Origin of the sequence: Polaromonas sp. (genome assembly GCF_029945685.1) — a bacterium.
Classification (GTDB): domain Bacteria; phylum Pseudomonadota; class Gammaproteobacteria; order Burkholderiales; family Burkholderiaceae_C; genus Polaromonas.
Map to the genome: position 1 here is coordinate 63,065 of NZ_JAQSDA010000007.1, position 16,457 is coordinate 79,521.

A 16,457-nucleotide genomic window follows, 5' to 3' on the forward strand; every position below is an offset into this window, starting at 1 on the left:
GAACAGGCCCTAGCCTGGCTGGTGCGCCGGCCCCACGCGCAGGCGCCGGGCAATGACCCGGCGCGGCGATTCTTCCCCCTGCGCCTGAATGGTCAGCACCACTGAACGTGCGCCCAGGCTCACCCGGATCTGCAGCGGTAGCGCGCCCGCGGGCAAGCCTGCCGCAACAAAGGCCCCGGTCTCGGTATTGACCCGCAACCACGCCGGTAGCGGCCGGCCGCTGAGGGTTGTGGCACCGACCTGCACCGCACCTCCCGTCGCACCTGTCAGCAAGGCGGACGGCAGCGAGAAACGAAAACCGCTGCCCTCGGTGGCAAGTTCACTGACCACCGTGACCGTGACGAGGCCGGACTCCTGGTCGGTGGGCTCCCGAACGATCTTCACCGTCGTTCCGCTGTCACCGCCCGAGGCAGTCGGGGCACTTTCCATCAGGGCGTTCGCGCCGGCCACTGTCAGGCCGGAAGCAGCGAACCGCTGCGGGGGAACCGGCGGCAGCGAGGGCGTCTGGAACAAGGAGCCAGCGAAGCTGGACAGGTCGGTGATGCTGGCCGCGGTGGTGGCGGTGGGGTCCATCAGCGTGTAATTGTCTGCCGCCGCGCCACCCAGGGAGATGCCGGTGATGTAGACGGTTTTGTTGGTGCCCACTGAAGAGTTGTCAAAGTTTCCTGTGGCACGGCTCACGGTCAGGACATCCCCGGGGACGATGCCGGCGTAAGCTGCGCCAGCCGAGTTCAGTGTCGCACTGGTGTTGCCGTCCACGACCTTGTTGTTGGCGGTGATGCCGCTGACACTGCTGATCGATGCCCTGTTGATGGTCAGTTGCCCATTGCTGAGAATCAGCGTGTAGTTTTCGTTGTTGGCAGCACCGGAGACGATGGTCACCGGTCCTGCGGCCACCGGGGTATTGAACACCGCCGCGCTGGTGCGCGTCACACCCACGCTGGCTGCGGTGTCGCCGTCGATATAACCAGAAGAATTTCCGGTAAACACCGGATTGGTCTGGCCATAAATTTTGCTGGCGTTGTCGCTGGTGATAGTCAGCGTGGGCGCCACACGGTACAAAAACATGCTGCTACTTCCGCCGGGCGTGAAGCTCGTGGCGGTGTTGTAGCGCTTGCTGTAACCGGTAACCCCTTCCGTCGTGGTGAGCGGGTCGCCAAGCGTTCCGGGATCACCGCTATAAACAAGATAGCGGCCTGATGTAGCAACAATTCCCGCCGTGCCCAAGGTATTGTTGAGTTGCCCCCCCGTGGCGACACCCGCGGCATTGGAGCTACCGGCTTTAAGCACGATAGCGTCGCCGGTTCCCGCAGAAGTAACGGCATTGTCCAGCCTGAGGTTCGACGCGGCCCCTGTAGTTTCAATTTTGGCGGCGACCGCTGTGGTGACACCCGCCACACCGGCCACGGTACCGACGGTCAGCGCGCCAGCCTGGCTGTAGTCAATGCTGCCGGTGTTGGCGGCCAGCGTGGTCACAGCATTGCCAGTGTGGCGCAGGGTGTGGCTGCCACCTGCGCCAGTCAGCGCCAGACCTGATGCGCTGATCGCGCCCGATTGGGTCACCGTGCCGCCGGCCGAGAGCGTGGCATTACCGGTGGTCAGCACCGCCGCCACATCGAAACCATTGACGTCGGTGTATTGAATCGCCCCGGCCGAGGTCGCCTGAAGATTGATCGTACCGGCGTTGTTGCCGCTGTTGGTCAGTGTGATGGGCGAGTTTGCTGCCGAGTTCTGCACCTTCAGCGTGCCCGCCGTGATGTTGCCGGTGGAGGCCGTCTGGGTGACAGCGCCGCCAGCCAGCAGGTCAAGCGTGCCTGCAACGTTTGATGCTGCGCTACCCACCCCCATGTTGATCGCGCCGGTAGCGACGAAGGCACTGCCCCCTGCCGGGGTGTTGACGCCAAGATTGGTCGCCGCCACGTTAATGCGGTCGCCGCTGCTGCCAATGTTGCCGTTGGCATTGAGGGTGACGTTGGTGGCGGTGATGGTTTGCGTACCGGTGTCGGTGATTGAGCCCGCATTGAGCGTCAGGGTCTTGCCCGCCAGATTAACCGCAGCGCCTATCGTCATGACGCCCGTGCTGGCGGTATCACCGATCACGATGGGGCCTGTGGCGCCCGTCGCAATCGCCGTTATTTCCGCGCCTGAAATATCAAAGGCGGACGCGCCTGCCAGCGACATCGCGCGATTTGCAGTTTTTGCCTTGATGGTCAGCGTCCCACTGGTTGCCAGCGCGTTGTTACCCGTGTTTGTGCCGATCGCCACGGTGTCCGCAACAACGGTGATGGCTCCGGTACCTGAGACAACGTCGATGTTGGTGTTCTGTGTATAAGTACCCGTACCGGCGTCCACAAGAACCGTCCCACCGGAGCCTACCGCAGCGCCGCCGGTTGCGCTACCGCCCACCGCACTGAGATTGCTGCCCAGCGTGATGCCCAGCCCGCCCCCCGCCGCATCGAGCGTGATGGCCCCGGCGTTGCCGCCCGCCGCTACGCCGGCCACCCCGTTGCCGCCTGTCGTTGTGATCGCCGCCACCGTGACGTTGCCGCCTGTGGAGGTCACCGACACCGCCCCACCGTTGCCGCCTGCCTGATCGGCGCCGCTGCCTGCGCTGCCGCCCGCCGTGATGGCCGCAGCGGTGAGGGCTGCGCCCGCCTGCACGCTGACGCTGCCGGCGTTGCGCCCGGCGGTGCCGGCCTGGGCCGTTCCGCCGCCCGTGGCAATTGTGCTGGCGCTCAGGGTGCCGGTGGTGGTCACGCTGACCGCCCCACCGTCACCGTTGGCCCCGCCCGCCGTATTCAAGGCGCCAAGGGTGGCGTTGCTGCCTGTCAGAGTGAGCGAGCCGGCTGCGCCCCCTGCGCCGGTACCTGTCGCCCCGCCCGTCGATGCCGTGATGGTGCTCGTGCCCAGTGTGCCGCTGCCGGTGATGGAGACCACCCCGGCGTTGCCGCCCGCCTGGTTGGCGCCGTTGGCTGCACTGCCGCTGGCGGTGATGGCGCCGGTGATGCTTCGGTTCACGCCGGTGATCGTGATGTTGCCCGCGTTGCTGCCCGCGCGGGTGCCCGCTGCCAGCACGGTGCCGCTGCTGCTGATGGTCGTCGCGCTGACCCCGGCCTGCGAACTCAGGCTGATCGAGCCGCCGTTGCCGCCTGCCCCGCCTGCTGTGGACAGCGCCGTTGTGGTGACGTTGCCTGAGGCGGCCGTGTTGCTCACGCTGATGGAGCCTGCCGTGCCGCCCAGGCCTGTGCCTGCGGCAGCGCCTGTGCTGGCTGCCAGTGTTGTGGTCTGTATGTTGCCGGCCGCGCTGTTGCTCACACTGATCGTGCCCGCATTGCCGCCCGCGCCGTTGTTGACACCGGCGCCGCCGTTGGCCGCCAGGGCGGTGACGGTGATGCCGCTGTTGCCGGTGACAGAGATCGCCGCGCCGTTGCCGCCGGCCTGCTCGCCAGTGGTCACGCCGCTGCTGCCGCTGGCGGTGATCGTTGTGCCGGTCAGCAACCCGCCCGTCGCCTGCAAGGTCACCGCACCTGCATTGCGCCCTGTCGTGCCCGCATTGGCCGTGCCGCCTGAGCTGTTGATGACGCCTACAGTTTGTGCGCCCGCCGTGGTCACACTGATGGCACCCCCATGGCCGCTGGCGCCTCCCGTTGTGGTGAGGGTGCTCAACGTCGTGGCCATGCCCGCGGCGTTGTTGTTCACGCTGATGCTGCCAGCTGCCAGCGCCGCTGTGGTGCCTGCGGATGCGCCGGTGCGGACGTTGAGCCCGCCGGTGCCCGCAAGGCTGATGGTCCCGGTGCTGGCTGCGCTATTGGTCACACTGATGCTGCCTGCCGCGCCGCCCGCGGCGTTGCCGCTGCCGCTTGCGCCGCCGTTGGCCGTCATGGCGCCGGCGCCCGTGCTGCTCATGCCGCCTGCGGTACTGGTCACGCTGATGGTGCCGCCGCTGCCGCCTGCGAAGCTGGCACCGTTGCCTGCCCCGCCTGTGGCGCTCAGGACACTGGCTCCAAGGGTAACGGTGCCGCCGCTCAGGGTGATGTTGCCTGCGTTCGCTCCTGCGCTCGTGCTGCCCACCCCGCCCGTCGAGGTGATCGCCGCCCCGCCTGTGTCGAGCACGCCCGCACCAGTGGCGCTGACGCTGATGCTCCCGCCTGCGCCTTTGGTGCCGCCTGTGGTGGTCAAGGCTGCCGTGGTGACGTTACCGCCTGCAAATGTGTTGCTCACGCTGATCGAGCCTGCAGTGCCGCCTGCGCCCGATCCAACGGCGTTGCCGGTGCTCGCCGTCAGGGCGCCCGTCACGAGGTTGCCTGCGGTGTTGTTGGTCACCGAGATCGTGCCGGCGTTGCCGCCAGCGGCGTTGCCCGTCCCGCCCGCACCACCGCTGGCGGTGATCGTCGTCGTGCTTGCGCCACCCGTCGAGGTCAGGCTGACCGTGCCGGCATTGCCGCCCGCCTGGTTGGCGCCCGCACCGGCGCCGCCACTGACGTTGATCGCAGCGCTGCTGGTGAGCGCGCCCGTCGAGTTCACGGTGATCGCGCCACCCGTGCCGCCCGTGCCCGTGGTGCTGCCAACCGTGCCGTTGGCGGTGATGCCGGCCACCGTCACACCTGCTCCGGTGATATCCACCGCTCCGGCGTTACGCCCGTTGTTGGTGCCGCTCGCCGCACCGCCTGTCGATGTGATCAGGCCCGTGGCCACTGCCCCGCTGCCCGTGATGCTCACCGCACCACCATCTCCATTGGCCGCCCCTGTGGTGGTGATGGCGCCGGTGGAGATGGCTTTGCCCGTCAGGCTCAGCGCAGTGCCTGCGCCCGTGCTGGCGCCGGTGATGGTGATGTCACCTTTGTTGGTCGTGCGGTTGGTGTCAATCGTCACGCCGCTGGCCAGCGTCACCGCGCCGGTGATCGTGACGTTGTTGCCGGCGACGTCGGCGGTGGTGATGTCGCCGCGCAGCGTGCTGGTCGCCGCCGTCAGCGCTGCCGAGGCGATTTCGTTGCCTGCACCGATCTGGCCGACGCTGAGGGTGCTGGTGCCGGCGTTGAAGCTGACGGTTTCTGCCGAATTGCCGCGCACCCCGGCAAAGGCATTGATCACGCCGTTGGCGAGCACACCGGCGGTGTTCACGCTCAGGTTGGAGCCGTCGGCCAGCACCAGTGTGCCGCCGTTGGCGTTGGCTGCGTTGCCGAAGGTGATGTTGTCTGCGGTGCTGGTGAAGGTGGTCGCCGCGCCGGCGTTGACTTTGAGTGTGCTGCCGGTCGTGGCAACGTAGGTCTGCGCGTTGGCGTTGTACGTGGTGCCGGTGAAGCTGATCTCGCCGGTATCGGCGCCGGCTGTGGTGGCGGTCAGGGCTGTCGCACCGGTCACGCCGGCACCGGCTGCGCCAATATTGGCCACCGTGATGTCGTTGCCCGTTGCCGTCAGGGCCGACAGCGCGCTGGTGGCGCCCATCGCGCCGCTGACCGTCACATCGCCCGTGCCCGCCGTCACGTTCAGCGCGCGCGCGCCACCCGTGCTGTTGATGGTCGCGTCAAACTGCACGTTGCCGCCTGTGCCCACTCCGGCGTTGCCGCCGCGTGAGTCCAGCGTCACGGTCGCGGCATTGAGCAGGGCGTCTTTCTTGATGTTGATGGTGGCGCCACTGCCCGATGTGCCTCCACCAAACTGATTGCCGCCCAGCGCGGTCAGGTTGCCTGCCAGCGTGATGGTCGGTGTGCCTCCGGCTGCGTCCAGCGTGATGGCCCCGGCATCGCCGCCCGCCGCCACGCCGGCCACACCGTTGCCGCCCGTCGTTGTGATCGAGCCCACCGCTACATTGCCGCCTGTGGAGCCGACACTCACCGCAGCACCGTTGCCGCCTGCCTGGTTGGCGCCCACCCCGTTGCCACCTATGGCGCTGATCGCGCCAGTGCCGGTGATGGCCCCCGTCGAACTCAAAGTGATGGTCCCGCCGTTGCCGCCTGCGCCCAGTGTGCTGGCGTTTGTGCCGTTGGCAGTGATCGTGCTGGCGCCCAGCGTCAGGGCTGCGCCACTGATGCTGACGGTGCCGGCGTTGCGCCCATTGCTCGTGCCGCCTGCTGCACCGCCGCTGCTTGCAATGTTTCCAGCCACCACCGTGCCGCTGGCTGCGGCCAGTGTGATGTTGCCGCCATTTCCGTTGAGCCCGCCTGTGGTGGTCAGCGTGCCTGTCGTCAGGTTGCCTGCCGTGTTGCTTACGCTGATGGAGCCTGCCGTGCCGCCTGCGCCAGAGCCTACCGCAGCACCCGTCTGGGCAGCCAGTGCGCCCAGGCTGATCACGCCCGCAGCCGTGTTGCTCACCGTGATGCTGCCGGCGTTGCCGCCGGCGCCACCTGTGGTCGAACCGGCCCCGCCGCTGGCCGTGATCGCGCCGGTCTGTGTGATGCCGTTGGTGGAGGTAATTGAGATGGCCGCGCCGTTGCCGCCGGTCTGGCTGGTGCCGGCGCCTACACCTGCCGAGCCGCTGGCCGTGATGGCCGCCGCCGTCACGCCTGCTCCGGTAATGCTCACCGTTCCCGCGCTTCGCCCTGTGCTGTTGGCTGCTGCCGTGCCTCCTGTGGTGGTGATCGCACCCCCCAGATTCACCGCTCCCGCGCCCGTGATGCTCACCGCACCACCATCTCCATTGGCCGCCCCTGTGGTGGTGATGGCGCCGGTGGAGATGGCTTTGCCCGTCAGGCTCAGCGCAGTGCCTGCGCCCGTGCTGGCGCCGGTGATGGTGATGTCACCTTTGTTGGTCGTGCGGTTGGTGTCAATCGTCACGCCGCTGGCCAGCGTCACCGCGCCGGTGATCGTGACGTTGTTGCCGGCGACGTCGGCGGTGGTGATGTCGCCGCGCAGCGTGCTGGTCGCCGCCGTCAGCGCTGCCGAGGCGATTTCGTTGCCTGCACCGATCTGGCCGACGCTGAGGGTGCTGGTGCCGGCGTTGAAGCTGACGGTTTCTGCCGAATTGCCGCGCACCCCGGCAAAGGCATTGATCACGCCGTTGGCGAGCACACCGGCGGTGTTCACGCTCAGGTTGGAGCCGTCGGCCAGCACCAGTGTGCCGCCGTTGGCGTTGGCTGCGTTGCCGAAGGTGATGTTGTCTGCGGTGCTGGTGAAGGTGGTCGCCGCGCCGGCGTTGACTTTGAGTGTGCTGCCGGTCGTGGCAACGTAGGTCTGCGCGTTGGCGTTGTACGTGGTGCCGGTGAAGCTGATCTCGCCGGTATCGGCGCCGGCTGTGGTGGCGGTCAGGGCTGTCGCACCGGTCACGCCGGCACCGGCTGCGCCAATATTGGCCACCGTGATGTCGTTGCCCGTTGCCGTCAGGGCCGACAGCGCGCTGGTGGCGCCCATCGCGCCGCTGACCGTCACATCGCCCGTGCCCGCCGTCACGTTCAGCGCGCGCGCGCCACCCGTGCTGTTGATGGTCGCGTCAAACTGCACGTTGCCGCCTGTGCCCACTCCGGCGTTGCCGCCGCGTGAGTCCAGCGTCACGGTCGCGGCATTGAGCAGGGCGTCTTTCTTGATGTTGATGGTGGCGCCACTGCCCGATGTGCCTCCACCAAACTGATTGCCGCCCAGCGCGGTCAGGTTGCCTGCCAGCGTGATGGTCGGTGTGCCTCCGGCTGCGTCCAGCGTGATGGCCCCGGCATCGCCGCCCGCCGCCACGCCGGCCACACCGTTGCCGCCCGTCGTTGTGATCGAGCCCACCGCTACATTGCCGCCTGTGGAGCCGACACTCACCGCAGCACCGTTGCCGCCTGCCTGGTTGGCGCCCACCCCGTTGCCACCTATGGCGCTGATCGCGCCAGTGCCGGTGATGGCCCCCGTCGAACTCAAAGTGATGGTCCCGCCGTTGCCGCCTGCGCCCAGTGTGCTGGCGTTTGTGCCGTTGGCAGTGATCGTGCTGGCGCCCAGCGTCAGGGCTGCGCCACTGATGCTGACGGTGCCGGCGTTGCGCCCATTGCTCGTGCCGCCTGCTGCACCGCCGCTGCTTGCAATGTTTCCAGCCACCACCGTGCCGCTGGCTGCGGCCAGTGTGATGTTGCCGCCATTTCCGTTGAGCCCGCCTGTGGTGGTCAGCGTGCCTGTCGTCAGGTTGCCTGCCGTGTTGCTTACGCTGATGGAGCCTGCCGTGCCGCCTGCGCCAGAGCCTACCGCAGCACCCGTCTGGGCAGCCAGTGCGCCCAGGCTGATCACGCCCGCAGCCGTGTTGCTCACCGTGATGCTGCCGGCGTTGCCGCCGGCGCCACCTGTGGTCGAACCGGCCCCGCCGCTGGCCGTGATCGCGCCGGTCTGTGTGATGCCGTTGGTGGAGGTAATTGAGATGGCCGCGCCGTTGCCGCCGGTCTGGCTGGTGCCGGCGCCTACACCTGCCGAGCCGCTGGCCGTGATGGCCGCCGCCGTCACGCCTGCTCCGGTAATGCTCACCGTTCCCGCGCTTCGCCCTGTGCTGTTGGCTGCTGCCGTGCCTCCTGTGGTGGTGATCGCACCCCCCAGATTCACCGCTCCCGCGCCCGTGATGCTCACCGCACCACCATCTCCATTGGCCGCCCCTGTGGTGGTCACGGTACCCGCCGCGGTGCTGGTCACGCTTGCACCGGAGAGGGTGATACCACCGGCCTGCGCGCTCAGACCTGCTGCCAGTGAAAGGGTACCCGCGCCGCTGCTGTCGGCATCGGCTTTGAGGTTGATCGACCCGGTGCCGGTCACGGCAATGGTGGCACCGGTAGAAACGTTGATATTGTTGTTGGCTTCAAGTCGCACGCTGCCATTGGCGGCCATGGACAAGGGATTGTTGACAGAAATGTCGCGCGTGGCCTGCAAAAACAGCTCGTTGAATCCGGTGACGGTTGATATCTGCACGGTGTAGGTGCCAGGATCAGGCGCAGTTGCAAAGGCCAAATCTGGCGTGTTGACAGGCTGGTTAATCACCACCGACGGGCTCGACGCAGCGGTACTGAGAACAATATCCTGCGGATCAAACAGAACCTTGCCACCCACACCCTGAGGCGCCGTGACATCGATGCTGCCCCGCGTATCTAGGTATTGCTTGCCGGACACTTCGACGAAGCCTCCATTGCCGCTGTCAGTTCCGCCGCGCGCGCTGATGCTGCCTGCGCTGCGCGTGTCGCCGTCCGCCCAGATGACCACCTTTCCGCCATTGCCCTTGTCCAGCGCATCAGCACGGATCGTGGTGCCTGCGGCGACGTGTGTGCGCGAGGCATTTTGAACCGCGCCGTTTCCGCCCTGGTAGTCGCCCCCTACGAGCACGGTTCCGCCACCCGCCTGGCCAGACACGTCAATATGTGCGCCCGTCGCGAGCAACACCTTGTCGCCCAGCACCTGCACGGTACCGCCGCTCTGGCCCGCTGCGGCACCGCTGGCATCCAGCGTTCCGGAAACGTGCACCACACCACTGTGATTACCGCTCAACACAATCAAGCCATTGCGCTCGGTGGCCGAGGTGGCGCGTATCACGCCGGTCTGGTTGATGACGGTAGCCATTACGTCGCCCAGTGCGCTGGCCAGTACGGCGACCTGCCCACCCTGCGCAGTGATCACGCCGCTGTTGGCGGCGACGGCGTTGGCGGCCGCGGCATCCACCGAAAAACTCACCAGACCCGCGCCCGAGGTGTCCACCGAGACGCGCGCACCCGCGGCCAGCCCCACCGAACCGGCGTCGGCACTGATGGAGCCGGTGTTGCTGACTCTGGGTGCGGCCAGCAGAACGTAGCCGCCACGCGCGGTCCGGATATTTCCGCCGTTGCTCACGGCCCCTGCATTGACACCGCTACTGAAGGTGTACCGGCCGGCCATGAAGTCTTCGTTGCTGAGGGCCAGGGTAGACGCGACCAGGCCGCCCACATGGACTTGCGCACCGGGTGCGAACATGACACCGGCGGGGTTGATCAGGAACACCTGGCCGTTGGCGCTGAGCGAGCCATAAATAGAGGAGGGGTTCGCTCCCGTGACCCGGTTCAGCGCGACCGCGGCGGCACCAGGCTGCACAAACTGCATCGATTGACCGGTGCCGATGTTGAAGCTCTGCCAGTTCAGGATGGCCTTGTCGCTGCCTTGGGTGACCACCATGGCATTGGCGTTGGGTGTGCTGATGCTTGCTTGGCCAGCCACCAGGCTGGCGCCCTCGGGCAAGGCCGTCGCCAACGTCGAGAACCCCGCCAGCAGGGCCGCCAGCAGACGCGATAAAAGGCGGCCGTTGCGCAGGCGATACGTGGCGGTGAGCTTGCGTGACAGACGAACTACCACCGTACGAACCGCCCAGGGGCGGTAGGCGCCGTGTTTTGCTGATGGTTGGGTCATGGCAGTTCTTTGGGCCGCAGCTCAGAACCACTTCTGGGCGGACACCCAGGCGCGTGGCGAACGGTCCGGATCACCGGTGGAAGGCGTGGACCGCGTCGTACGCCAGGCCAGGTAGGTGGTGATCAGGAAATTGTTGACTCGCCCTGCAAGCGCGCCTATACCCACGGAGCCGAGGGCGATCCGGTTGGTCACGCCGGGCACCGCGGAATCATCCTGGTTGAACCGGACCGTTCCGTAATCATAAAAAGCCGCCAGGCTCACCGGCTCACCGGCCAGCGTGAGGGGCGCAGGCAACTGATGGCGGTATTCAAGATTGAACAGCAGCCCGGCGTCCCCGATGCCTTCGCCCACCGGATAGCCCCTGACCCCGTTGGGCCCGCCCAACGCCATTTTCTCTGCAGAGGCGAGGTTTCGGGAGGCCAGCTGGGTCTGGAAGCCAAGCAGCACGCTGGACGCACTGCCGAAAAGCTGGGTGCGCTGCAGCTCGAGGTTGAGCTTGCCAAAGCCGCCTGCCGTCCGCAGGCCACCAAGGCCCTGGTCGAAGCCGAGGCTGATCGCATCCAGCCGGGTGCGTCCCAGCGTACCGGTCAAAGCGTAACTGCTGGAGCCGCCGGCACCGATCACGTCATCGGAGAAGTTGCCCAGCAGGCCGATGCGCGTCGCCGTGATGCGGCGCTCGCTGTCGTTCGCAGGTGTGGTGATCTGATCGTTGAACTTTTTGTGCTCCAGGCTGAGCAGGCCATACAGGTTGTTGTCGCGCGAACGGATCAGCGGCCGGGTCAGGGCAACGCCCAGGATGTCCGCTTTGCCGGTGGCCCCCAGCGCCGCAAATTGTTCGCCCAAGGCGTAGTCGGTCCGGGCGGCACTGACTGCGAGCCGGGTGCCGGCGGTATCGACGGGAACCGCATAGGCCAGGCGGTACAGATTGCTGCGGGTCGCGTTGCTGGTTTGGGCACGCGCGCTGAACACATCGCCCCGCCCCGCAAGATTGGTGACATTGAGGCTGGCGGACAGATGCAGGGGTCCGGCCGCGCGTGCGCCGAAGTTGTCCACGCCTACCGATCCGTCAACCTGCGGTCCCTGGGCGCGAATGGTCACGATCACATCGGCCTGCCCCGGCCGCTGGCCCGGTTCCACCGTGGCGCTGGCGTCCACGCCGGCCAGGTCCCGCAGCAGCAGCACGGGCTTGTCCAGCAGGTATTCACTGATCAGCGCCCCGGGTTGCAGGTTGGCACCCACCACCCGCCGGACGTAGGACGCGGACCCGTTGTGACCCTCGAACTGCACATGGACCCTGCCGATGCGCGCCTCGATCACGGCAATAACGATTGTTCCGCCGACCGCCTGAAAGGCCTGCTCGGGCAGATAGGCTTCCGTCAGAAGATAGCCCTGGGCCCGGTAATACCGGCTGACAAGGGCGGCGGCTTCTGTCAGCCCTGCCAGGTCGGTCGTCCGGTTGACGCGGTCCACGAGCAGGGCCGCCAGGGCCTCCTGGTCAAAGAGGGTGTTGCCCTCGAAGCGGAATCCGGCCGGCGTGATGGACACCGCGGCCTGGACCGGCAAAGCCGTCTTCCCGGCAGGCAGACCGATCGGCGGCGCGCCCGGCTTCGGCAGCATGGGTATCTGGCGTTGTGGCTCCTGCAGGGAGCCAGCGTCAGGGCGGTGGACCGTCTGGGCGAAAACAGACGGGCCGCCCGAGGCTATAAGCAACAGACAGCAAACCAGCAACAAACAAGGCGGCAGGCGGCGACGCTTCACGGAAAGTCTGACAGTTAAGAAAGTTTACACATGGCAACTAAACGTATTAATCATTTATTGGGTCTTTAGTCAACAGCTGGGCCTGCCTATTGATGGAAATGAATTACCGATGTCGCAACGAGCAAACAAAACCGGGAGTTGTTCACACATCCAGGCGCCTAAAGCAACATGGTTGGAGATGCAAAAAGCACTGAGGGAAACTTCTGTCCGCGCCGTAGTCAGTTTCAATTGGCGTTTTAATAGTTAATGTGCATCATTGAATTGGCTTCAATAGTTTCAAGCTATTATTCAACCTGATGTGAGGATCTGTCGTTCCCGTTCTCTCACCCCAAGGAGCCCGACCATGGCCGAGTTTTCACGTGCCCATTGCCCACACTGAAAAAACCGCCAGCTACTTCGTGCTTCACGTCACGGTGCGACTGGGGTGGCGGGCGCCGTAACCGGCAAGCTGTTACTGTCCCTCACGCTGAGCCTGCTCGAGCCGGCAGTTCAGGCCATCGTCTTTTTCTTCCATGAGAAGGCCTGGCAACGCAGGGATCGTGGCCACCCCGCCGCAACACCCGCGTCCATGGGCGCCTGAACCCGCTCGCCATCGGCATGGGGGAGCCTGCATGCCAACCGCGCTATCCGACGCCTGCGGACGTCGCTGCGGGGAATATCGCAAAAGTAGCTTACGCCGTTGATCGCGCGCCATACAGCCGGCAACGGTCGGCAACAGGCTCTGCCTGGGTCAGCGGCCTCAGATTTGTGTGAAAAAGTCAAAAGCGCTCCACCGGGTTGCGTAGATCCACGTACTAGGGTTTTCCCCTTGGACGACCTACAATCACAGACCTTACAAAAAATTGACAGCCCCCGCCAGGGCCGCCGCTCAGGAGACAATTTCATGCCCGCAGTGCCAGCCACCCCCGACAGCCAGGAAAAGCGCGACGAACTGCGCCGCGCCGCGTTGGAGTATCACGAGTTTCCGACGCCCGGCAAGATCGCGATTGCTGCCACCAAGCAACTGGTTAACCAACGTGATCTGGCGCTGGCCTACTCGCCCGGCGTCGCGGCCCCCTGCGAGGAAATCGTCAAGGACCCGAATGCGGCCTTCAAATACACCAGCCGCGGCAACCTGGTCGCGGTCGTGACCAACGGCACGGCGGTGCTGGGTCTCGGCGACATTGGCCCGCTGGCCTCCAAACCGGTGATGGAAGGCAAGGGCGTGCTATTCAAGAAGTTCGCGGGCATTGACGTTTTCGACATCGAGATCGACGAAAAAGACCCTGCAAAGCTGGTCGACATCATTGCCTCGCTGGAGCCCACCTTCGGCGCCATCAACCTTGAGGACATCAAGGCGCCGGACTGTTTTTACATCGAGCGCGAGCTGCGCAAGCGCATGAAAATCCCGGTGTTTCACGATGACCAGCATGGCACGGCCATCACGGTCGGCGCCGCGATCCTGAACGCCCTCAAGGTGGTCGGAAAGCTCCCGACACAGGTCAAGCTGGTGACCTCGGGGGCGGGTGCAGCGGCGCTGGCCTGCCTCGGACTGCTGCTCAAGCTGGGCATTCCGCGCAGCAACATTTTCGTGACAGACCTGGCCGGCGTGGTCTACGAAGGACGCACCGAGCTGATGGACGAAGACAAGATCCAGTTTGCGCAGAAGACCCCGGCGCGGACCCTGGGCGAGATCATTGAAGGCGCAGACATCTTCCTGGGCCTGTCGGCGGGCGGTGTGCTCAAAAAGGACATGGTCAGCAAGATGGCCGCCAGGCCCATCATTTTCGCGCTGGCCAACCCGAACCCCGAAATCACGCCCGAAGACGTCAAGTCGGTGCGTGATGACGCCATCATGGCCACCGGCCGCACCGACTACCCGAACCAGGTCAACAATGTCCTGTGTTTCCCCTACATCTTCCGCGGCGCGCTGGACGCCGGCGCCTCCACCATCACGGTCGAGATGGAAATTGCTGCGGTGCATGCCATCGCCGAGCTGGCGCAGGCCGAGCAGAGCGAGGTGGTGGCAGCCGCCTACACCGGCGAGCAGCTGGCGTTCGGACCGGAATACCTGATTCCCAAGCCGTTTGACCCGCGCCTGATGATGAAGATCGCGCCGGCCGTAGCGCAGGCGGCGGCCGACAGCGGCGTGGCGCTGCGTCCCATCACCGACATGGACGCCTACCGGGAGAAGCTCCAGAGCTTTGTCTACGCCTCGGGCACGACCATGAAGCCGATTTTTGCAGCGGCCAAAAAAGCCGTCAAAAAACGCGTGGCCTACGCCGAGGGTGAGGAAGAACGCGTGCTGCGTGCCTGCCAGATCGTCGTGGACGAAGGTTTGGCCCGACCAACACTGATAGGCCGACCCGCCATCATCGCCCAGCGCATCGAAAAATTCGGCCTGCGGCTCAGGGAAGAGCTCGACTACGACGTGGTCAACGTCGAGCAGGATCACCGCTACCGCGACTTCTGGCAAACCTACCACCGCATCATGGAGCGCCAGGGCGTGACCGTGCAGATGGCCAAGATCGAGATGCGCCGCCGTCTGACGCTGATTGCGGGCATGCTGTTGCACAAGGGCGATGTGGACGGTCTGATCTGCGGCACCTGGGGTACCACCGCCCACCACCTGAACTACCTGGACCAGGTGATCGGCAAGCGCCCGGGCGTCTGCACCTACGCCTGCATGAATGGCCTGATGCTGCCGGACCGCCAGGTGTTTCTTGTCGACACCCATGTGAACTACGACCCCACGGCCGAACAGCTGGCCGAGATCACGACACTGGCGGCAGAAGAAATGATGCGTTTTGGCATCAAGCCCAAGGCCGCGCTGCTGTCGCACTCGAATTTTGGCTCGTCCAATCTTCCCAGCGCACTGAAAATGCGCCACACGCTGCAATTGCTGCGCGACGAAGCCCCCTGGCTGGAAGTCGACGGCGAAATGCACGGTGATGTGGCGCTGGACGCTGCATCGCGCGCCGCGGTCATGCCCAACAGCACCCTGTCCGGTGAGGCCAATTTGCTGGTTCTGCCCAACATCGATGCCGCCAACATTGCCTACAACCTGCTCAAGACGGCAGCGGGCGGCAACATCGCCATTGGCCCGGTCCTGCTCGGTGCCGCCAAACCCGTGCACATCCTGACCGCCAGCACCACGGTACGCCGGATTGTCAACATGACAGCCTTGACCGTGGCAGACGCCAACGCATCCCGATAAGCTCTTTTTAGACAGCTAGCACTAACTTATCGCCGCACCGAACGCGACGATCGACTGCCTGAATTTTGGGCAGGCCCTTGCGTTTTTCTGCGGGATGCGTCAAACTCTACCTCTTGAAATTTAAGGGTTAACCCGGCAACTGCTAAAAAATTGGCGGTTGGCTCTGGTTCAAGAAAAACGGATTTTTCCATGTTGCGAAAAAAAAGGGCCGGGTGGCGGCTAGTCGCAGCAGTCGTTCTGGCTGCTTTGAGCACGGGTTTCAGCCCGTCCGGCGTAGAGGCCAAAGGGCCAGTCCCCGGGGCCGAAGTCAGCACGATTTCAGTCGCGGCCCTGCCGGAGCAGGGGCGCCACATGGTCCGCTTGATTTATCAGGGGGGCCCGTTCAGGTACGACAAGGACGGTTCGGTGTTTGGCAATCGGGAAAGAATACTTCCCGCCAAAAATCGCGGTTATTACCGTGAATACACCGTCAGAACCCCAGGTGAGCGCAGTCGGGGCGCCCGGCGCATCGTTTGTGGTGGTTTAGTACCCACCGCGCCCGATGCTTGTTATTACACCGATGATCACTACGCGAGTTTTCGCAGAATCGCTCAATAAGGTTCAACAGTGATCGTCAACTTTGAATTATTGACTTAAGAAAGAGACGCGGAGATGGAAACACCACTTCGTACTGTTAGACCCAATATCGTGCAATCCATACGCGCCTTCCGCGTGCAGGACTTGCAGGATGCTGCCACCCAGCTTGGCCACCACTTCCTCTATGCGAACCTGGGCAACGCCCAGAGCAAGCAGGATGTGCTGGACATGATCGCGGCACAGTACACATTCCCGGCGCATTTTGGCAAAAACTTTGATGCGCTGTACGACTGCATGACGGACCTGGTTCACAAGTCCGGACCGCAGCCCGGCTTCATTGTCCTGCTGGAGCAGATCCCTGCGAATGCAAAATTTGACAAGGAAGCGCGCGAACAGCTGCTGGACATCTTCAGGGATGCGGCGGACTACTGGGCGGATCGAAAAATCCCGTTCAGATGTTTCTATTCTTTTCTGTAGCCCGCTCCCCAGACATTGGCCAAGGGGATCGGGCGAATGAGGCCCAGCAAGCAAACAGCGCAGACGGCGAAGAGCCGATGCCAACCGACAAACTGCTAGACGTGTCGCCTCTGGCGTTACGCATGAGCAGCCC

General features: G+C 65.0%; 6 protein-coding genes. 4 read left to right on the forward strand and 2 right to left on the reverse strand.

The annotated features are described in order from the left end of the window. Window positions 1–9: 9 nt before the first annotated feature. Together PSV26_RS04310 and PSV26_RS04315 are read right to left on the reverse strand one after the other, a co-directional pair. On the reverse strand, window positions 10–10,317 hold the full coding sequence (locus PSV26_RS04310) for a filamentous hemagglutinin N-terminal domain-containing protein (protein WP_300568215.1): 10,308 nt from the start codon (window positions 10,315–10,317) through the stop codon (window positions 10–12). Window positions 10,318–10,338: 21 nt separating this feature from the next. Continuing rightward, window positions 10,339–11,934, reverse strand: a complete 1,596-nt coding sequence (locus PSV26_RS04315; RefSeq protein WP_300568218.1) for a ShlB/FhaC/HecB family hemolysin secretion/activation protein — start codon at window positions 11,932–11,934, stop codon at window positions 10,339–10,341. A gap of 565 nt (window positions 11,935–12,499) precedes the next feature. Between PSV26_RS04315 and PSV26_RS04320 the strand changes: the two genes are divergently transcribed. From PSV26_RS04320 to PSV26_RS04335, 4 genes are all read left to right on the forward strand, one after another. Beyond that, the gene (locus tag PSV26_RS04320) at window positions 12,500–12,655 is read left to right on the forward strand and encodes a DUF2061 domain-containing protein (protein WP_366945965.1); all 156 of its coding nucleotides are present in this window, start codon (window positions 12,500–12,502) and stop codon (window positions 12,653–12,655) included. A gap of 303 nt (window positions 12,656–12,958) precedes the next feature. After that, entirely contained in the window at window positions 12,959–15,271 is a 2,313-nt protein-coding gene (locus PSV26_RS04325) for an NADP-dependent malic enzyme (protein ID WP_300515415.1), read from the forward strand. A 189-nt stretch (window positions 15,272–15,460) separates the two neighbouring features. Beyond that, window positions 15,461–15,868 (forward strand): ribonuclease domain-containing protein, encoded by a 408-nt coding sequence (locus PSV26_RS04330; protein ID WP_300515413.1) that lies wholly within the window; start codon window positions 15,461–15,463, stop codon window positions 15,866–15,868. Between the two features lie 54 nt (window positions 15,869–15,922). After that, window positions 15,923–16,324 carry a barstar family protein gene (locus tag PSV26_RS04335; RefSeq protein ID WP_096696873.1) on the forward strand — a complete coding sequence of 134 codons (402 nt, stop codon included), beginning with the start codon at window positions 15,923–15,925 and terminating at the stop codon, window positions 16,322–16,324. Window positions 16,325–16,457: the final 133 nt, after the last annotated feature.

Excerpts from the sequence above, each read along its gene's own strand:
- PSV26_RS04310 (WP_300568215.1), bottom strand. The coding sequence starts at position 10,317 with ATGACCCAACCATCAGCAAAACACGGCGCCTACCGCCCCTGGGCGGTT.
- PSV26_RS04315 (WP_300568218.1), bottom strand. The coding sequence starts at position 11,934 with ATGCTGCCGAAGCCGGGCGCGCCGCCGATCGGTCTGCCTGCCGGGAAG.
- PSV26_RS04325 (WP_300515415.1), top strand. The coding sequence starts at position 12,959 with ATGCCCGCAGTGCCAGCCACCCCCGACAGCCAGGAAAAGCGCGACGAA.
- PSV26_RS04330 (WP_300515413.1), top strand. The coding sequence starts at position 15,461 with ATGTTGCGAAAAAAAAGGGCCGGGTGGCGGCTAGTCGCAGCAGTCGTT.
- PSV26_RS04335 (WP_096696873.1), top strand. The coding sequence starts at position 15,923 with ATGGAAACACCACTTCGTACTGTTAGACCCAATATCGTGCAATCCATA.